This window comes from Stenotrophomonas sp. 22DLJC03 (assembly GCF_056861405.1).
This window is the reverse complement of sequence record NZ_JBSPUG010000001.1, coordinates 1,197,235-1,216,583: the sequence shown is the minus strand read 5'-3', so window position 1 is coordinate 1,216,583 and position 19,349 is coordinate 1,197,235. Positions and strand designations below refer to the sequence as shown.

The 19,349-nt window shown below is 65.1% G+C and carries 16 protein-coding genes; 8 read left to right on the top strand and 8 right to left on the bottom strand.

All coding sequences use genetic code 11. The annotated features are described in order from the left end of the window. Positions 1-15: 15 nt before the first annotated feature. The 3 genes from AC13GA_RS05575 to AC13GA_RS05565 are packed head-to-tail and all read right to left on the bottom strand — an operon-like array spanning position 16 to position 2,920. The gene (locus tag AC13GA_RS05575; RefSeq protein ID WP_008267688.1) at positions 16-858 is read right to left on the bottom strand and encodes an ABC transporter permease subunit; all 843 of its coding nucleotides are present in this window, start codon (positions 856-858) and stop codon (positions 16-18) included. Continuing rightward, positions 855-1,787, bottom strand: coding sequence for an ABC transporter permease subunit (locus AC13GA_RS05570; RefSeq protein ID WP_482997673.1), 933 nt, complete (start codon positions 1,785-1,787; stop codon positions 855-857). Before AC13GA_RS05570 ends, AC13GA_RS05575 begins: the two co-directional genes overlap by 4 nt. After that, the gene (locus AC13GA_RS05565) at positions 1,784-2,920 is read right to left on the bottom strand and encodes an ABC transporter ATP-binding protein (protein WP_049412072.1); all 1,137 of its coding nucleotides are present in this window, start codon (positions 2,918-2,920) and stop codon (positions 1,784-1,786) included. Before AC13GA_RS05565 ends, AC13GA_RS05570 begins: the two co-directional genes overlap by 4 nt. Positions 2,921-3,193: 273 nt before the next feature. Here AC13GA_RS05565 and AC13GA_RS05560 point away from each other — a divergent pair, with 273 nt between their 5' ends. After that, positions 3,194-4,594 (top strand): flavin-containing monooxygenase, encoded by a 1,401-nt coding sequence (locus AC13GA_RS05560; RefSeq protein WP_482997672.1) that lies wholly within the window; start codon positions 3,194-3,196, stop codon positions 4,592-4,594. 39 nt (positions 4,595-4,633) lie between these two features. Here AC13GA_RS05560 and AC13GA_RS05555 read toward each other — a convergent pair whose 3' ends face one another. From AC13GA_RS05555 to AC13GA_RS05545, 3 genes are all read right to left on the bottom strand, one after another. After that, positions 4,634-5,743: a polyamine ABC transporter substrate-binding protein gene (locus AC13GA_RS05555; protein ID WP_253079637.1), complete on the bottom strand. Its 1,110-nt coding sequence runs from the start codon at positions 5,741-5,743 to the stop codon at positions 4,634-4,636. Between the two features lie 91 nt (positions 5,744-5,834). Next, positions 5,835-7,229, bottom strand: coding sequence for a glutamine synthetase family protein (locus AC13GA_RS05550; RefSeq protein WP_046984963.1), 1,395 nt, complete (start codon positions 7,227-7,229; stop codon positions 5,835-5,837). Continuing rightward, the gene (locus tag AC13GA_RS05545) at positions 7,226-7,987 is read right to left on the bottom strand and encodes a gamma-glutamyl-gamma-aminobutyrate hydrolase family protein (RefSeq protein ID WP_482997671.1); all 762 of its coding nucleotides are present in this window, start codon (positions 7,985-7,987) and stop codon (positions 7,226-7,228) included. Before AC13GA_RS05545 ends, AC13GA_RS05550 begins: the two co-directional genes overlap by 4 nt. 161 nt (positions 7,988-8,148) lie before the next feature. Between AC13GA_RS05545 and AC13GA_RS05540 the strand changes: the two genes are divergently transcribed. The 3 genes from AC13GA_RS05540 to AC13GA_RS05530 all read left to right on the top strand — a co-directional run bounded on the left by AC13GA_RS05540 (position 8,149) and on the right by AC13GA_RS05530 (position 12,869). After that, entirely contained in the window at positions 8,149-9,426 is a 1,278-nt protein-coding gene (locus AC13GA_RS05540; protein WP_482997670.1) for an NAD(P)/FAD-dependent oxidoreductase, read from the top strand. Positions 9,427-9,477: 51 nt separating this feature from the next. Continuing rightward, the gene (locus tag AC13GA_RS05535; RefSeq protein WP_482997669.1) at positions 9,478-11,082 is read left to right on the top strand and encodes an MASE1 domain-containing protein; all 1,605 of its coding nucleotides are present in this window, start codon (positions 9,478-9,480) and stop codon (positions 11,080-11,082) included. A 197-nt stretch (positions 11,083-11,279) separates the two neighbouring features. Next, entirely contained in the window at positions 11,280-12,869 is a 1,590-nt protein-coding gene (locus AC13GA_RS05530; RefSeq protein ID WP_482997668.1) for an MASE1 domain-containing protein, read from the top strand. Positions 12,870-12,973: 104 nt separating this feature from the next. Here AC13GA_RS05530 and AC13GA_RS05525 read toward each other — a convergent pair whose 3' ends face one another. Beyond that, a complete protein-coding gene (locus AC13GA_RS05525; RefSeq protein WP_482997667.1) occupies positions 12,974-13,486 on the bottom strand; it encodes a hypothetical protein in 513 nt (170 codons plus the stop codon). 247 nt (positions 13,487-13,733) lie between these two features. Here AC13GA_RS05525 and AC13GA_RS05520 point away from each other — a divergent pair, with 247 nt between their 5' ends. From AC13GA_RS05520 to AC13GA_RS05510, 3 genes are all read left to right on the top strand, one after another. Next, the gene (locus AC13GA_RS05520) at positions 13,734-15,287 is read left to right on the top strand and encodes an MASE1 domain-containing protein (protein WP_482997666.1); all 1,554 of its coding nucleotides are present in this window, start codon (positions 13,734-13,736) and stop codon (positions 15,285-15,287) included. A 95-nt stretch (positions 15,288-15,382) separates the two neighbouring features. After that, positions 15,383-16,726, top strand: a complete 1,344-nt coding sequence (locus tag AC13GA_RS05515) for a diguanylate cyclase (RefSeq protein WP_136638789.1) — start codon at positions 15,383-15,385, stop codon at positions 16,724-16,726. Positions 16,727-16,811: 85 nt separating this feature from the next. Then, the gene (locus tag AC13GA_RS05510; protein WP_065722369.1) at positions 16,812-17,273 is read left to right on the top strand and encodes a bacteriohemerythrin; all 462 of its coding nucleotides are present in this window, start codon (positions 16,812-16,814) and stop codon (positions 17,271-17,273) included. Here the strand turns inward: AC13GA_RS05510 and AC13GA_RS05505 are convergent. After that, a complete protein-coding gene (locus AC13GA_RS05505) occupies positions 17,254-18,555 on the bottom strand; it encodes an MFS transporter (RefSeq protein ID WP_136638790.1) in 1,302 nt (433 codons plus the stop codon). The genes AC13GA_RS05510 and AC13GA_RS05505 overlap by 20 nt on opposite strands. A 147-nt stretch (positions 18,556-18,702) precedes the next feature. On the opposite strand from AC13GA_RS05505, the gene AC13GA_RS05500 reads away from it, so the two are divergent. Further along, complete coding sequence (locus AC13GA_RS05500; protein ID WP_482997665.1) at positions 18,703-19,347, top strand: hypothetical protein; 645 nt, start codon at positions 18,703-18,705, stop codon at positions 19,345-19,347. Positions 19,348-19,349 lie beyond the last annotated feature (2 nt).

Here is a 19,349-nt window from a genome sequence, read left to right as displayed (position 1 = left end):
CGACAAACCGTGTGCTCAGCCGTTGTCCTGGCGTGCCAGCTGCAGGTCGCGCTGGCGCCGTTTCTCGGCACGCGCGTTGATGTACCAGCCGATCACCGCGGCGATCGACACCGCCGACACCAGCAGGGTGGCCAACGCGTTGATCTTCGGGCTGATGCCCATGCGCACCGAGGCGAACACCTTCATCGGCAGCGTAGTCGAGCCCGGCGTGGCGACGAAGCTGGCCACCACCACGTCATCCAGCGACAGGGTGAACGCCAGCAGCCAACCGGCCACCAGCGCCGGTGCGATGATCGGCAGGGTGATGCGCCCGAACACGGTCAGCCGGCTCGCGCCCAGGTCCATTGCGGCTTCTTCCAGCGACAGGTCCATTTCCTGCAGGCGCGAGGACACCACCACGGTGACGAAGCACAGGGTGAAGGTGACGTGGGCGATCCAGATGGTGGTCAAGCCACGTGCCGGGAAGCCGGGAATCGCACCCATCGAGGCCAGCAGCGCCATCAGCGAGAAGCCGAGGATCACATCCGGCATCACCAGCGGCGCGGTCACCAGCGCGCCGAACAGCGGCTTGCCACGGAAGCGCTTGAAGCGCGTCATCACCATCGCCGCCAGCGTGCCCAGCACGGTGGCGGTACAGGCGGTCCAGAACGCAACCACCAGGCTGGTCCACATCGCATCCATCAGCGCGCGGTCGGCGAACAGGTCGCTGTAGGCGCGGGTAGAGAACCCTGCCCAGACCATCGCCAGCCGCGAGCTGTTGAACGAATAGAACATCAACAACAGGATCGGCAGGTACAGGAAGGCAAAGCCGAGCAGCAGCACGCCCAGCCCCAGGCCCTTGGCGGAACGCGGGCTCATGCCTGCTTCCCTTCCAGCAGGCGCTGCTGGGACCGGTTGAACAGCAGGATAGGCACCAGCAGCAACAGAATCATCGCCACCGCCATCGCCGAGGCGCCCGGCCAATTGCGGTTGTTGAAAAATTCATTCCACAGCTGGCGGCCAACCATCAGCGTTTCCGAGCCACCCAGCATTTCCGGAATCACGAATTCGCCAATCGCCGGGATCATCACCAGCATGCAACCGGCGATGATGCCGGCCTTGGACAGCGGCAGGGTGATGCGCAGGAACGCCTGCCACGGCTTGGCACCGAGGTCGTAGGCCGCTTCCAGCAGGCGGTGATCGTGCTTGACCAGGTTGGCGTACAGCGGCAGCACCATGAACGGCAGGTAGCAGTAGACGATGCCGATGTAAGCGGCGGTCGGGGTGTCGATCAGCTGCAGCTTGGGCAGGCCCATGCTGGTCATCAACGATTGCAGGCCGGTGAACTGCAGGAACTGGTCGAGCAGGCCGTTGCGGTCCAGGATCGCCTTCCACGCATACACGCGGATCAGGAACGAGGTCCACGACGGCAGCACCACCAGCATCATTGCCACGTTGCGCGCGGCCGGCGACAGGCGGGCGATGGCATAGGCCATCGGGTAGCCGATCAGCAGGGTCAGGAAAGTGGAGATGGCCGCGATCTTGATCGAGCTCAGGAAGGCCTGCGCATAGATCGAGTCGCGGAACAGGGCCAGGTAGTTCTCGAGGTTGAGCTTGAGCGAGAACGCGCCGTCCACGTACTGCAGCAGCCAGGTGTACGGCGGCGAGCCGACCCGGCTGTGCGAGAAGCTGATCATCAGCACGATCAGGAACGGCACCGCGAAGAACAGCAGCAGCCACAGGTACGGAATACCGATCACCGTGGCACGCAGCCCCGGCAGCCAGCGCTTCAGGCCGGCGACGATCATGAGGTCAGCACCACGCCATCGTTGTCGCGCCAATGCACCCACACTTCGTCGCCCCAGGTCAGGCCATCGCTGGCCCAGCGCTGCGAGTTGGCGAAGTTGGCCAGCACCTTGGCGCCGCTGGGCAGCCGCACGTGGTAGACCGAGTGGCTGCCGAAGTAGGCGATGTCCTCGATCACGCCCTGCGCCTTGTTGGTATGCCCTTCCGGCTCGTCCTTGCCGATCATCACCTTCTCGGGGCGCAGCGCGAACGCGACCGGCTGCCCTTCGTAACAGGTGATGCCATGGGCGATGTAGATCGGTGCCGGGAACAGCGGCGAGCGCACGGTCACGTATTCGGGCAGGTCCTCGTCGATCACCCCGTCAAACAGGTTGACCGAACCGATGAACTCGGCGACGAAGCGGTTGGCCGGCTGCTCGTAGACCTCGTCCGGCTTGCCGACCTGCTGGATCCAGCCGGCATCCATCACCGCGATGCGGGTGGCCATGGTCATCGCTTCTTCCTGGTCGTGGGTGACCATGACGCAGGTCACGCCCGACGATTCGATGATGCTGACCAGTTCCAGCTGCATCTGCGAGCGCAGCTTCTTGTCCAGCGCACCCATCGGTTCATCCAAAAGCAGCAGCTTCGGCCCCTTTGCCAGCGACCGCGCCAGCGCCACGCGCTGCTGCTGGCCGCCGGACAGCTGGTGCGGCTTGCGCTTGCCCAGGTGGCCCATCTGCACCAGGTCGAGCATCTCGCCGACGCGCTTGCTGATCGCATCCTTGCCCAGGCCGTCCTGCTTCAGGCCGAAGGCGATGTTCTGTTCAACCGTCATGTGCGGGAACAGGGCATAGGACTGGAACATCATGTTGACCGGCCGCTGGTACGGCGGCAGCGCGTCCAGGCGCTGGCCATCAACGGTGATGCTGCCCTTGGTGGGCGTCTCGAAGCCGCCCAGGCAGCGCAGCAGGGTCGATTTGCCACTGCCGGAGCCACCGAGCAGGGCAAAGATCTCGCCCTTGCGCACGTCCAGATTGACGTCGTCGACGGCGACGAAACCATCGAATTCCTTGCGCAGGTCACGAATGGAGAGATAGCCGGGCGCACCGGTCGTGTCGACGACGGCGGCTACCGGCTGGGCTTCAACGGGCATGGGGGCTCCGGGAGCGGGCGGTGGACAGCGGCCGCCATTCTAACGGCCGGTGGGCGCAGGGGATATGACGGCGGCAGGCGGAAGCGGCCGGTGGGCGCCCCGGGGCCCCGAGGGGGTGTCGGTTTTCCCCCGCCGTGGTGGCCTGTCCGCTCAAAGGCCCCGGCTCCCCTGGACCATCCTGCGCCCGTCCCGGCCAGACACCACGGGCGACGGCCCGATCTGCAACGTTTTTCAGAACCGGATCTGTTGAAGGCCTCGGCCATTGCCCGCGCAATGGCCCGGATCAAAGCCTTGCATGGACCCACACTGGTGATTTCTCCGGACAGCTCCTCCCCCTTCCCGCCCCGCCTGCCGGGCGCCCTGCCTGCAAGGCTGCCGCTGGTCATCATCGGCGCCGGCCAGGCCGGGTTGTCCCTCAGTGCGCTCCTGCAGGAGGCCGGCGTCGAGCATCGCGTGCTGGAGGCCGAAACCGTGGGTGCCAGCTGGCAGCGGCGCTGGGAGTCGTTCCAGACCAACACTGCCAATGCGACGATGGCCCTGCACGGTCATGCCTATGCCGGCGATGATCCGGAAGGCTTCATGGGGGCCCCGGAGGTGATCCGGCGGCTCCGCGACTATGCCGACGAACGCGCGTTGCCGATCAGCGAGGGGTGCGTGGTGCGCCGGGTCGCGCCTGAGTCCGGCAGTTATGCCATCGACAGCAGCCAGGGGCTGGTCCACGCCCGCGCGGTGGTGGTCGCCACCGGTGAATATCGCCGCGCGCGGATGCCCCGGGTGCCCTTCGCGCCCGCGCCAAGCCTCACCGTGCTGCACTCGGGGGACTACCGCAGTGCCGATCAGTTGCCCGACGGCGGCGTGCTGGTCATCGGTGGCGGCCAGTCCGGTGCGCAGATCACCCAGGACCTGCGCGACAGCGGTCGCAGCGTGTACTGGTCACTGGCCCAGCGGCATTCGCATACCCGCCGGCTGCGAGGCAAGGACTCGATGACCTGGTGGGACATGGCCGGGCGCATCCACCAGCACGTGAGTGAAGCGGCCGCCGTACTGGCCGGCGAACCGGATGCGCTGCGCATGGCCCGCACCGCGGAGTTCCCGCTGATTTCCGGGAAGGGAAGTGCCGGCCTGGGGAGCTCGATCAGCCTGCTGGCGATGCACCGCGCGGGCATCAGACTGTTGGGCCGGTTGCAGGGCTTCGAAGGAAACGTCGCCCGCTTCGCCGATGTGCGCCCGCAGCTGCATACCGCGATCAAGGCCACGCGCGCCGAGTATGCCTATCTCGATTCGCTGGCCAGCGCGTACTACGCCACGCGGCCCGAACCGCGTACCGACGATGCCCGCTACATTCCCGAAGAGGTCTATCTGCACTGGGAGCCGGACGCCGCTCCGCTTGAACTGGATCTGCAGGCGGAAGGCATCCGCTCGGTGGTGCTGGCCACCGGCTTCGTTGCCGAATGGCCGTGGCTCGACGTGCGGGGCGCGCTGGATGCACACGGCTATCCGCTCGGCGAGTTCGGCGTTTCCCCGCAGCCGGGGCTGTTCTTCATCGGCATGCACAACCTGCAGCGGATGAGTTCGTCGTTCCTGTGCAACGGCGGCCGCGATGCGCGCGACCTGTTGCCGGCGATCCTGCGACACCTTGGCCAGGGCGGCGGTACCGCGCCGGGCCAAGGATGAAGCAATCCGACGGGCATGGCCCGTCGGCGCCAGACCGGCTTAGCGGCCGGTCTTCACCTCGGTCCACAGCCGGGTGTAGAGCTTGTCGGTCTCCGGCGTGTTGATCGAGTACGTGAACATCTTCTCGGCCACGTCGGCCGGCGGGTAGATGGTCGGGTCGGTACGGATCGCCTCATCCACCAGCGGGGTCGCAGTCGGCACCGGGTTGGCGTAGTGGATGAAGTTGGTGTTGGCCGCGGCAACCTTCGGCTGCAGCAGGTAATTGATGAACGCGTAGGCCGCTTCCGGGTGCTTGGCATCCTTCGGGATCGCCAGCATGTCGAACCACTGCGGGGCGCCTTCCTTCGGGATCGAATAGGCCACGTGCACGCCGTTGCTGGCCTCCTCGGCGCGGTCGCGGGCCTGGATGATGTCACCCGACCAGCCGACCACCAGGCAGGTACCGCCATTGGCAAGCGACCCCACGTACTGCGAGGAGTGGAAGTTCTGCACGTACGGGCGGATCGACTTCAGCAGGTCAGCCGCCTTCTGCAGCTCGGCCGGATCGCCACTGTGCGGGTCCAGGCCCAGGTAGTGCAGCGCGATCGGGATCATGTCCGCCGGCGTGTCCAGGATGGTCACGCCGCAGTCCTTCATCTTGCTGATGTTCTCCGGCTTGAACACCAGGTCCCAGCTGTTGGCGATGTCGGCGCTGCCGCCGAAGCGCTGCTTCAGCATCTCCACGTTGTAGCCGATGCCGGTAGTGCCGATCATGTACGGCACGCCGTACTGGTTGCCCGGATCCTGGGTGGCGATGCGTTTCATCACCGCCGGGTCGAGGTTGGCCAGGTTGGGGATCTTGCTCTTGTCCAGCGGCAGGAACACGCCCGCCTGGATCTGGCGACCGAAGAAGTTCAGTGTCGGCACCACCACGTCGTAGCCGCTGTTGCCGGCCAGCAGCTTGGTCTCGACCATCTCATCGCTGTCGAACACATCGTAGGTCACCTTGATCCCGCTCTCCTTCTCGAAGGTCGGGATGGTGTCCTCGGCGATGTAGTCGCTGTAGTTGTAGACGTTCAGGACCTGGCTGTCCTGCGCGCCGCCGTTGCCACCGCTGCAGGCGGCAAGCATGGCGGAGGCCAGGCCGAGCGTGAGGATACGCAGCTTCATCGGGTGCTCCAGAATGCGGGAAGGGGGGCCGGCGGGGCCGGCGACGGGTGCCAGCCTACCCCCCGGCGGCGGATTTTTCTATTCCAGATGCTCAGACGTTCAGCAGCAGGAACTCGCGCTCCCACGAACTGATGACCCGGAAAAAGGTCTCGTATTCCTTGCGCTTGACCGAAATGTAGGCACGGCAGAAGCGCTCGCCCAGCAGGGCCTGCAGCTCGCTGCACTGCTCCAGCCCGTCCAGCGCTTCACCCAGCGAGCGCGGCAGGTTGTAGCCCAGCTCCTTGGCGCTGCCGGTCACCGGTGCATCCGGTGCCAGCCGCTCGCGGATACCGAGCAGGCCACAGGCCAGGGTCGCAGCCATCGCCAGGTAAGGGTTGGCGTCGGAACCGGCGAAGCGGCTCTCCACACGCATGTTCTCCGGCGTATCCAAGGGCACGCGCAGGCCGCAGGTGCGGTTGTCGAAACCCCAGTGCACGTTGCTCGGCGAGACCTCGCCAAACACCAGCCGGCGGTAGGAATTCACGTTCGGCGCGAAGAACGCCATGGCCATCGGCACATACTTCTGCAGGCCAGCCAGGTAGTGGGCGAACAACGGGCTGAAATCTTCCCCGCCATGTTCGCCGGTGAACACGTTCTGGCCATCGCTGATCCGCAGCAGGCTCTGGTGGATGTGCATGGCACTGCCCGGCTCGTTCTCCATCGGCTTGGCCAGGAAGGTGGCATACACCCCGTGACGCATCGCCGATTCGCGCATGGTGCGCTTGAACAGGAACACCTGGTCGGCCAGGTCCATGGCGTTGGCATGGGTGAAGTTGACTTCCAGCTGCGCCGCGCCGGACTCGTGGATGAGCGTATCCACGTCCAGCTTCATCGCATCACAGTAGTCGTACATCAGGTCAAGGATGGGGTCGAATTCGTTGACCGCATCGATCGAGTAGGACTGACGGGCCGTTTCCGGCCGCCCCGAGCGACCGGCCGGCGGCAGCAGCGGGAAATCGGGATCGGTGTTCTTCTGCACCAGGAAGAACTCCAGCTCCGGCGCTACCACCGGGCGCAGGCCCAGCTCCGTGTAAGCGTCCAGCACCCGTCGCAGCACGTTGCGCGGAGCCAGCTCGTGCGGCTCGCCGGTCTTGGTGTAGCAATCGTGGATGACCTGCGCGGTCGGATCGGTGGCCCACGGCACCATGCGCACGGTATCCGGATCCGGACGCAGGATCATGTCCGAATCCGAAGGCGAGGTCAGGTCGTAGTAATCGTCCGGGAACTCGCCGGTGACGGTGGTCGCGAAAATGCCTTCCGGCAAGCGCGTCCCGTAATCATGCGAGAACTTATCGGCGGGAATGATCTTGCCGCGGGCATTGCCGGTGATATCCGGCACCAGGCATTCGACCTCGGTGATGCGCCGCTCCTTCAGCCAGCGCAGCAGACTGCTTTCCTGCGGTGCGGGGGGCGTGGCCGTCTTGCGCGGGCGCGTTCGGGAACTCATCGGGAATCCAGTCGGTTCTGTTGGTGCTGCCGGCAAGCTTGGCCGAACGCACGGAAAATAGCGTGATAGAACGGCGCCTGCATGACACGCCATTCCGGGTGCCACTGTACGCCGAGCACGAAACGATGGTGCGGACTGCGCGCTGCTTCGACCAGGCCATCATCGGCCCAGGCCTCGATCTGCAGGCCTTCGGCGACCTGTGCGATGCCCTGCCCGTGCACAGAATTGACCTGCACCCGATCGGCGGCACACCACTGCGCCAGCCACCCCCCATCGGCCAGGGTGATCGCGTGGGCCGGCCGATACTGCACCTCCACCGGCGCCTGTGGGTCTTCGCGATGGTCTGCCAGGCCAGGTACCGCATGCACCTGCGGATGCAGCGTGCCACCGAGCGCCACATTCAATTCCTGGAATCCGCGGCAGATCGCCAGCACGGGTAGATCCATCGCCAGCGCCTCGCGCAGCAGCGCGAACGCAGTGGCGTCGCGCGCCGGGTCATGCCGGTTGCCGTTCCAGGTGCGACCCCCTTCGTAATGCTGCGGCTCGATGTTGCTGACCGCGCCGGTCAGCAGCAGGCCATCCAGGCCCTGCAGCCAATCGCGCGCCGGCAGCGGCGGCTGCAGACTCGGCAGCGCCAGCGGTGTTGCCTGCGCAGCGTCAACCAACGCACGCACATATTTTTCCCCGGCCACCGCGAAACGATGATGGCCGAGCACGGTGCTGTCGGTGGGCAGGCCCACCCAGGGCAGGCGGCGCATGGGGAAACTCCTTGGTGTGGCATCAAGGTACGCGCCCGGCATCGGCATCGGCAAGCCGCTGCCCTCACACCACGGGCGCCCGGATTGGGCCAAACTATCGGTGTGAAGCCCGACCGTCCTCCTACGCTCCGACGCCCTTTCCCGCTTCTGCGAGGCCGCCGGTGAGCGCCGCCTTCCCGCCCAGCTGGTACGCCAGCAGCCTGCCCGAACCGCCCGCATTGCCGCCGTTGCGCGGTGAACTGCATGCCGATGTGGCGATACTGGGCGCCGGCTATACCGGCCTCACCGCCGCACTGGAACTGGCCCTGCGCGGCCAGCGGGTGGTGGTGCTGGAAGCGCAGCGGATCGGCTGGGGAGCCTCGGGCCGCAATGGTGGCCAGGCGCTGGTCGGCTACGGCTGCGAAGTGGACGAGCTGGAACGCCAGCTCGGCCACGAGGATGCGCGCCGCCTCTTCGACTGGTCGCGCGAGGCGGTACAGGCGATGCGCGCGCGCATCGACCGGCATGGCATCGAGTGCCATTGGGTGGAGGGCCACGCCAGCGTTGCCATCCGCGCACGCCACGAGCGCGACCTGCGCGCCACCTGCGAACACCTGCAGCGACATTACGATTACCCGATGCAGTGGTGGGAGCGCGATACCCTGCGTGGGCAACTGGACAGTCCGCGCTACCGCGCGGCGATGTTCGACCCGCTCAGCGCCCACCTGCATCCGCTGGCCTACGCCCGCGGGCTGGCCGATGCCGCGCGCGCAGCCGGGGTGGTCATCCACGAACAATCGCCGGTGACGCGTATTCAACGCGGCGCACATGCGGTGCTGCATACCGACCACGGCAGCGTGCGCGCGCCGCAGCTGGTGGTGGCCGGCAACGCCCTGCTGCAGGGGCTGGTGCCTGAGCTCGAGCGGCGCATCATGCCGGTCGGTACGTATATCGGGGCCAGCGCACCGCTGGGGGCCGAGCGCGCCCGTGCCCTGATCGGCAACAACATGGCGGTCTCCGATACGGCCTGGGCGCTGGACTATTTCCGGCTCAGCCATGACCATCGCCTGCTGTTCGGTGGCCGCGCCAGCTATTCCGCGCTGCCGCCGCCGGGCCTGCACCGGGTGATGCAGCGGCGCATGCACGAGGTGTTCCCGCAACTGGCCGACATCCCGCTCCAGCAGGTCTGGGGCGGTTATGTGGACATCACCCGCAACCGTGCCCCGCACTGGGGCCGGCTGGATGGGAATGTGTACTTCGCGCAGGGCTTCTCCGGCCACGGCGTGGCAGCGGCCGGGCTGGCCGGTGAAGTGATCGCCGAAGCCATCGTTGGCCAGAGCGAGCGGCTGGACGTGTTCCAGCGCCTGCGCCATGGCCCCTTCCCCGGCGGACGCCTGCTGCGCATGCCGCTGCTGGTGGCGGCCATGTCCTGGTACAAGCTGCGGGATGCGTTGTGGTAGCGGGACCCTTCCCAACCACATAATCAGGGCAGGAGCTGGGGGAGCACGTGGATGCAGTGGTGGAAGGACGGCCTGCTGGTGAGGATACGGGTCAGCCCCGAGGGGCTGGCGCTGGCGCTGATCTATGCCCTCGCGTGCTGGGGCGCGCGCAAGCTGTCGCTGGATCAATTCTTCCTGCCTGCCGGCGTGCGGGTGGCCGCACTGCTGTTGTGCCCGCCCCGTCTTTGGCCCTACCTGCTGATTGGTGAATACGCCTACTTCGCGCATCTGCGCATCCCCCTGATCAGCAAATACAACCTGACCTGGGTGATCCTGGCCTCGGTGTTCCTGATGCCCGCCGTGATGCTGATCGTGCGCCTGCACCGGAAGCTGCTTGCGCGCACCACGATCCTCGGCGTGATCTCCATCGCGGTATGCGCTGCGACGATCATCAGCCTGCTCAACCTGGGAATCTCGTACCTGCTTTGGGAGCCCTTGCATAACGCGACATTTCTCACCAACGTGTTGCGCTATGCGCTGGGCGACTTCACCGGCATCCTGATCCTCGCGCCTCTGGCGTTGCTGTGGATCCGCCGCGCCGAGGAAAAATGGACGGCCCGGTCTGTTGCTGCTGTGGCAGGAGCACTCGCAGCCATGCTGGTCGTTGGCCTGCAGGCGACTCCGGTACCTGCCTCGATCACGGCGCCTGGCTCGCTGCAGTTGTTGTTGATCCTGCCTATTCCCGCAATCGCCCTGACCTGCCTGCTGGGATGGCGCGGTGCGGCCATCGGTGTCGCCGCCGTGAACACCATTCTTGGTCTGAGCGCCCCCGCCGACCATCCGACGGCATTCGACCCGGCCACTTTCGCTACCCAGCAGGCCATGGCCATCGCCAGCATCGCCCTGTTGCTGCTGGGTGCGCGCATCACCCACTTCCAGAACCAGCACCGGTTGCGCGAGGAAGATGGCAGAGCGGCCCTGCAGCTCGCACGGAATTCGCATCTGGCCAGCGAGATGGACCTGCGTGAGCGCGCGGCCCATCTGCGCCAGCTGGGCGATGGCATGGATCTTTCACTGAATGAAATGGTGAACTGGCTGCATGCGCAGGGTCATCACGCTGTGGCCGACAGCCTGCGGCATACCTCGGAGGTACATTCGCGCCTGTTCCGGGCACAGGCCAGCATGATCTATCCCGCCGCGCTGGAGAGGCTGGGACTGTATGTGGCGCTGCAGGCTGGCGGGGTGCGCGAGGCTTGGAACGCCACGCATCGGATTGGTCAGCCCAGGTTGATCGGGGACCCCTGCCTACTCAGTCCAAGCCTGCAATTGGCTGCCTACCGTTCGATCGTCGAGGCCGTTTCCATTCTCCTGGGAAGCGAAAAAGGGCAGTTCATCGTCCGAGCCCGTTGCGGACAACGGGCCAATCTGCGAGGCATTGTTGTAGTTGTCGCGGCAATTGATCCGAAACAGGCTCTTTCCCGGGCAACTGCCGATCTCGCCACTTCCCAGTTGACCACACGGGTGCTTGCCTACCAGGGGAATCTGCACTGCGGCCGGAACCGGGTCAGGCTCCTGCTGTTGGAAGCGACCGATCTACCCTTGGACCCTGAGATCCCGTCGAGGGTGCCTGCGCTCAACACGGGATTGCAGCAGCCCGGGAATCCCTTGCCCCCGTAGGTACTCCGTCAGGAAATGCGACGAATATCACAGCTTTGTCGTGACATTCTCCAAGAACACCTTGCGTATGTTCGCACTTCCGAACAGATGTCGAGATTGCACCCTTCTGGAACACCCGATACTGTCGGGTACGAAGGACTACGACACATGTATCGACAGGACAGCGATAGCGTTCGACGAGCAGGGGAGGCTTGCGTTTGAAGTGGCTGAAGAGTGGTTTTGAGCTGAGTTTCCGTATCCGCCCAGCCGGCATTGCGCTGGCCGTGCTCTACGCGGTCACGTGCTGGGCCACGTGGCACCTTTCCGTCGATCAGTTCTTTCTCCCGGCTGGCATTCGAGTGGCGGCATTGTTGTTGACGCCGAAGCGGATGTGGCCATATCTGATTCTTGGCGAGTACGCCTACTTCGCCCAGATGCGCTATCCCATGATTGAGAACTATGGGATGTCCTGGGTGATCTTCGCATCCGCTTGCCTGATCCCAGCGGTGGCGCTGATTGTCCATCTGCATAACAGACTGATGGCATCCACCAACGAAAGCTGGCTGCTTTCGATCGCGGCCTCAGCCGCCTTGGTGGCTACAGCACTCAAGCTTGGCCTGATCCATATGCTATGGCCAGTTCCACCCAGCATGCCGTTCTACACCAACGCAATCCTGTACGTGCTCAGTGACTACATAGCCATCCTCACTGTCGCGCCGCTGGCGCTACTCTGGATGCGCCGACGCAGCAGCTACGACTGGACCGTCTGGCGACGCCGGCCCACTTTCGCGGCACTTGCTTCACTTGGTGTACTGGGCACCCTGCTGATCCTGGTCAGCACGCAGGACCATTCGGCGCGTGCCACCTTGCAACTGCTGCTGGTGCTGCCGGTCATCGCCCTCACTTGCATGCATGGCTGGCGCGGCGCCGCCATAGGCGTGCCGCTCATGAACATCATCCTGAGCCAGACCATGCCGACGACTGGACTTCCCGGTTCATTCGACGAGACAACGTTCGTTACCCAGCAGATCATTGCAATAACCAGCACAGCACTCATCGCGTTGGGACCACGCATCACCCATCACTATCACCAACGTACGCCCGGAACCATGGCGGAACCGCCAACCAGCGCGCTCTCGCGCTCGGCCCACCTGGCCAACGAACAGGAACTACGTGAACGCGCGATGGGGCTGCGTCAGATTGCGGATGACATTGAAGAAGCGCTGGGGGAAACCGTGCAGCAGCTCAAGGCCGGTGGACACGAGGCCTCGGCCACCGATCTGCTTCGAGCGTTTTCGCAGCGTTCCCAGCAGTTCCGTGAACTTACAAGCATGGTCTACCCCACGGAACTCGAGCATGCAGGACTCTATGTCGCTCTGCAGGCCGGTGGTCTGCGTGAAAAATGGAATGCAAGTCACCGAGTCGTCCGTCCGATACTAGGGGGAGATCCCTGCAGGTTGAGCATGGGTCTGCAGTTGGCGGCCTATCGTGCCTTTGCCGAGGCAGTGTCGCTACTACTGAAGGATGAGGTGGGTCAGATTCAGATCAGTGCCCGCTGCGGTTGCTACAAGGGAGTGCGCGGCATCGTGCTCAATGTCGCGCTGCTGGATCGGCATCGCATGCTTGCATCCCGGACCATGGAGCGGGCTATTGACCGGCTCTCGGCTCGTGCGCATGCCTATTCGGGAAGCGTGCAATGCCAAGGCCATCGCATCACGATGGTCCTGTTGGACAACGTTGGCGAACCCGGATGTGAAACGCTACCAAACGGGCGAAGCAGAATCTTCGAGGCACCCGCACGACAGTAATCACAGACGGGCGAACGATACCGGAAGCTGCGCCTGCCCTGCCTCACAGCGGCGTTTGCTACCGCTGCAAGGCAGGTCACAGCAGGCCATCTGCATGCAAACCGCTACCTGCCGCTGACAATGTGTTCTACGGCCCAGACTGCGCTGCGCCCCTCTCCATACACCACCAGAGAGAAGTCAGGCCCGCGGAAGACAACGCTACGACGCGCATTCTTCGGCAACGCCAGTGGCGCGGAGGGCAGCGACACACGCGCCGCGGTTTTACCGGCCGGCAGGGTCCAGAATGTCGAATCGATCGCGGCAATAATCAGGTTGACCTGCCCTGTCAGATCATTGACCTGGTAGTAGGAAACTCCATCGCGCTCGAACGCATAGACAAGCCATGCCGGGTCCGAACTGAGATCAAGCGCTGCAGGCTGGCTCTCCCCCAGCCCCGCCGTTGCCAGCTGCACACCCTGCCCGCCACCCGGACAGCAGGCGAACACCAGGGTCGGAGCTGCCAGCAGCACCGCAATGGACGTCATCTTCGAGAATCGAGAAAATTTCACAGGCATCTCCATGATTGAAAGGTGGACAGCATCCAGGCACGCAAGCCTGACTTCGATCAGATAATGCAATCTCCCCTGCGTGGCACGCTGGCGGCGTGAATGATCGCGAAGCAGGGGGCTTTGCCAGCATACCGGCGCCGTTCCCTGTGTGCCATTCACGCCACTGAGCGCCTCGATCCCGATGTGAGCAACGGCAGCGCTTCCTCCCGTACCGTTGCACGCTCCTCGAAGTACCGCTACTTTCCCTTATGACCCAGTACCGCCTCGAGGGAATGTGAGCGTTGGTCATGCACCAGCCCGTCCGAGATGGGGCGCCGTGAAGGATAGAGTTCTGGCTGGCATACCAGTGCACCCGGCGGGCCTTGTCTTGGCGGCGGTGTACGCCATCGCCTGCATCTCTGCGCGCCAGATTTCGCTGGACCAGTTTTTCCTGCCCGCCGGCATCCGCGTGGCAACGCTGTTGATCGTTCCGCCACGACTTTGGATGTATGTACTGCTTGGTGAGCTCGGCTACTTCGCGCACCTGCGCATACCTACGATTGACCATTACGGCCTGGAATGGGTCATCCTGGCTTCCACATTGTTGATGCCGGCGGCGATGCTGGTGGTGCACCTGCACCTGAGGAAGGCCATATCCGAGGCGGCGACCGGTCTTTGGCTGCTGTCTCTTTCAGTTTCCGCGGCGCTCGCGGTCACCAGCATCAACCTGAGCCTTTCACGCCTGTTGTGGCCGAATCCGCCTCCAGACACCTTGCTGAATGCTGCTGAAAGAGTTGTATTCGGGCATTTCGCGGCGATCATCACCCTGGCCCCCTTGGCCCTTCTATGGGCCCGGCGCCGATCGGGTACTCCATGGCAGAAGAGGTTGCTGGTTCCATCTATGGTTGCCATCGTGCTGATGCTGCTCCTTGGGCTGTGCATGCAACTGATCGCCAAAGATGCCCATACCACCCGCACACACGTTGTGTTGCTGGCAGCACTGCCCGCAATCGCTCTGACCTTCATGCACGGATGGCGTGGTGCAGCCATCGCGATTCCGCTGGTGAACCTTCCACTTCACTTGGCTACGCCCAGCACCGGGTTACCAGCCTCTTTCGACCTCGGCACGTTCGCCACCCAGCAGAACATGGCGGTGATGAGCGTCGCACTGCTCGCACTGGGATCCAGCATCAGCTATCACCATCAGCGTGCACGGTCCCGCGGCCTGGCAGAGGAAACCACGTTGCGCTTGGCACGCAGCTCACACCAGACCAATGAACGTGAACTTCGCGAACGTGCCGCCCACCTCAAGCACCTGGGCGAAGGCATGGACAGTTCGCTCGGTGAAATGGTCAGTTGGCTGAGATTGCAAGGCCACCACGCGGTGGCCAACAGCCTGCAGCACGCATCGTCCGTGCACTCTCGCCTGTTCCGCGAACAGGCCAGCCTGGTCTACCCCACAGGGCTTGAACAGGTAGGGCTTTACGTGGCACTACAAGGCGGCGGCGCATACGAGATCTGGAGTAACACCCATCGCGTCACGCAGCCGAGGCTGACAGGAAACCCCTGCATGCTGAACGTGGACCTGCAACTGGCGATCTACCGCACCATGATCGAGGCGGTCTCGCTGCTCCTGGAGCGGGAGGCCGGCCAGATCTGTGTGCGTGCCCGGTGTGGCACGGCGGGGAACCGCCGCGGCATCGTCGCGGTCGTCGCGCTGCTTGACCACGGCTGTGCACTGTCGACCGACACAACCCACCAGGCCATCGAGCGGCTGGGCGGCCGAATACTGGCCTACGGCGGCTCGGTGAACTGCCGTAGCAACCGCCTTCGCCTTGTGCTGCACGAACCCTCCACGCAGCGTCAGTCGCCAATCTCGCCGTCCGTCTGATGCCATGCTGGTGCGGCCGCGCGCCCTGCCCGGCTAAAGTTACGCCCGAAACCGCCGCTATCCGTGCCGAGCCCTCCTTCGTGAGCCACCGCATCATGCCCGTCCTGCCGCAGGCCGCCGTCGATGGCGACCTGGCCGATCCGTTGCCACAGCGGATCCTGCTGGTCGAAAACTCCCGTGCCTTTACCGGCATGCTGCGCGAAGCCATCGAGCAACGCCTGGAACTGCCGGTGGTGATCGCCTCCACCCTGGCCGAGGCAGACCGCCTGCTCAGCGAAGGGGGCGGCTGGTTCCTGGTGCTGACCGGGCTGGTATTGGCCGATGGCGACCGCGACACGGTGGTCGAGTTCTTCCTCAAGCGTGACCTGCCCACCGTGGTGGTCAGCGGCGTGTATGACGAGGACCTGCGCAAGCGCGTGCTGCAGCAGCAGATCATCGACTACGTGCTGAAGAACACCCCCGGCAGCATCGACTACCTGGTGTGGCTGGTGCAGCGGCTGGAACGCAACCGCCGCATCGCCGCGCTGGTGGTGGACGATTCGCCCTCCGCGCGTGGCTATGCCGCCGCCCTGCTGCGCATGTACGGCCATGAGGTGCATGAAGCCGCCGACGGCAACGAGGGCCTGGCCGCGATCGAGGCGCATCCGGCAATCCGCCTGGCGGTGGTCGACCAGGAAATGCCCGGCATGCAGGGCGTGGAATTCACCCGCCGCCTGCGCACCCTGCGCTCGCGCGACAAGGTGGCGGTGATCGGCATCTCCGGCAACACCGACGCCTCGCTGATCCCGCGCTTCCTGAAGAACGGTGCCAATGACTTCCTGCGCAAGCCATTCTCGCGCGAAGAGTTCTTCTGCCGCGTCTCGCAGAACGTGGACCAGCTGGAACTGATCGGCACCCTGCAGGATCTGGCCACCCGCGACTTCCTTACCGGCCTGCCCAACCGCCGCTGCTTCCTGGAGCAAAGCCAGCGCCAGTTGCCGCAGCTGCAGCTGCATGGCCAGTGCGTGGCGGTGGCGATGATCGACATCGATCATTTCAAGCACATCAACGACACCCACGGCCACGAGGCCGGCGATGATGCGCTGCGCGCGGTGGCCGGTGCGGTGGCCGCGCATGCACGCAGCCAGGACCTGATCGCACGCTTCGGTGGCGAGGAATTCTGCCTGCTGGTGCCGGACATGGAACAGGACGAGGCACTGCAGTACTTCGAGGAACTGCGTCAGCGCATTGCCGCACTGGAAGTGGACATCGGCACCGCCACCCTGCGCATGACGGTCAGCATCGGCCTGTGCTGCCTGCGCCCGCAGCGTGATGCACTGCACCGGCTGATCTCCGAGGCCGACCGCCAGCTGTACCTGGCCAAGGCCGGTGGCCGCAACCGGGTCACCTGCACCACGGTGGCCAGCCAGCTGCGCCCGCGCGAGCCCGCCCTGCCCTGACCGGCCTGCTTTGATCCAGATCAACGCCGCCCAGGCGCGGCGGCCCTACAGTCGGCCCCGACATACGCATGAAGGGGAGCCGGGGATGGCACTACTGGTCTGGCAGGACGATCTGAACATCGGCATCGATGTGATCGATCAGCAACATCGCCGCATCATCGAGATGCTCAACCACCTGCACGTGGCACAGACCAGCATGCAGCGTGCTGCAGTGGGTGAAGTCATCGACGAGGTGGTGGACTACACCATGTCGCACTTCGCGTTCGAAGAAGAGCTGATGGAGGAAGCGGGCTATCCGTTCTGTGCCGCGCACAAGCGCGTGCATGAGGTCTTCATCAAGCGGGTATCGGAATACCGCATGCGCTTCCAGGCCGGCGAAGACATCAGTGACGAGCTGCGCACCATGCTCTCGCGCTGGCTGTTCAATCACATCCGCGGCGATGACCAGGCCTATGCCGAACAGGTCAAGGCGCACCTGAACCAGTTCGCCCGCGAACACCAGGGCGGCGGTTGGCTGGGGCGCACGCTCAAGCGCTTCTTTGGTTGAGCCGCAGGGCGCGCCGGTGCAGTGCCACCAGCGCGCACAGGGTCGCCACCGCGGTCAGGCACAGGTAGTAGCCCACCGCGACCAGGCCGAAGCGTTCGGCCAGCCAGGTGGCCAGGTACGGCGCCGGCGCCGCACCAAGGATGCCGGCCAGGTTGAACGACAACGAGGCACCGGTGTAGCGCACTTCCACCGGGTAGATCTCGGCCAGGAAGGTGCCGCAGGGGCCGTAGGTCAGGCCCATCAGGAACAGGCCCAGGCACAGGAAACCGGTGACCAGCCACGGGCTGTGCGGCTGGAACAGCGGCGCGAACAGTACGCCGAAACCGATGATCAGCAGACTGGCGACGATCATCGTGCGGCGCGTGCCCCAGCGGTCGCCATAGCGTGCCGACAGCGGAATGCCCAGCGCGAAGAACAGCATGCCGGCCATCTGCATCAGCAGGAACTGCTCGCGGCTGTAGCCCAGCACTGCGGTGCCATGTCCGAGACTGAACACCGTCATCAGGTAGAACAGCACGAAGGTGGCGAACGCACCCAGCGTGCCCAACAACATCGGCACCGGGTGGTCACGCAGCACCGTCAGCATCGGCAGCCGCACCGGGGCCTTGCGCTCCAGCGCCTTCTTGAAATCCGGCGTCTCGTGGATGTTCAGGCGCACCCACAGGCCGAGGCCGACCAGCAACGCGCTGGCCACGAACGGAATGCGCCAGCCCCATTGCAGGAAGTCGTCCTGGCTCAGGCAGCGGCCCAGCACCAGGAAGATGCCGGCCGACAGCAGGAAGCCCAGCGGTGCGCCCAGCTGCGGGAACATGCCGTACCAGGCGCGCTTGCCCGGTGGTGCGTTCTCGGTGGCCAGCAGCACCGCCCCACCCCATTCGCCACCCAGCCCCAGACCCTGGCCGAAACGGCACAGCGCCAGCAACGCCGGGGCCCACAGCCCGATCTGCGCATGGGTCGGCAGCAGGCCGATCAGCACCGTGGACACGCCCATGGTCAGCAACGCGGCCACCAGCGTGGCCTTGCGGCCGATGCGGTCGCCGAAGTGGCCGAACACCGCCGAGCCCACTGGGCGGGCGATGAACGCGACCGCGAAGGTCGCCAGTGATTGCAGCAGCGCCGCCTGATCACTGCTGTCGGGGAAGAACAGGTGCGGGAACACCAGCACTGCGGCCGTGGCGTAGATGTAGAAATCGAAGAATTCGATGGTGGTGCCGATCAGGCTGGCCAGCAGGACACGGCGGGGGGAATTCACGGGCGGTGCGGCAGCGGTGATCGTCGACATCGGCAACACGGGTAACGGCGGATCGCCCGATTCTGCCACGGGCCGGTGGCCGCACGGGGCGATGGTTTCAGCCGACACCGATGCCAACGGAATTTTTCCGGCCGCCCGCTAGGCTGCGCCACCGGTCCCTGCATGGATGCTTTGCCGATGACTGCAGTCGCACTGTCGTGGTCCGATTCGCCGAAGCTGCCGCGCATGGCGGCATGGCTGGTGGTGCTGCTGGTGCATGGGTTGATGGCAGTGTGGCTGCTGGGCAGTGGCAGGATGACGCTGCGCAGCGACGAAGGCGCCAGGATGACGTTGTACTGGCTGCCACCGACGCAGCCCGTGCCTGCGCAGCAACCGCACCCGGCGCAGCCCACCGCAGAGGCAGCGCGCCCGGCCGCATCGACAGCGCCACGCTCGCCCCCGGCGGCACCTAACGATGCCAGCACACCCGCGTTCGAGGAATTGCCTGCAATGGCGCCACTGATGCTGGACCTGCCTGCGGGCAGCATCAATGGCGGCGACGGCATCAGCGCAGCGGGCGTGGCGCCGCGCCTGATCGGTCGGCGCGAGGTCCATCCCGCGTTCGCGCCGCGCCGCAATTACTTCCGGATCCGTCGGCAGATGACCCCCGAGCAGATCGTGCATGGCGTGGCACAGCTGCTGGGTTTGTGGCCACCGGGGTACATCGTCGACCCGTGCGAGCTGGGCAAGCAGGACATGGACTATTTCCAGAACGCCGTCGAAGAAGCCGACCGCGACGTGCTGCGTGCGGCAGTGCTGCAGGTGAGCGCCCGCTGCCGGTAGCT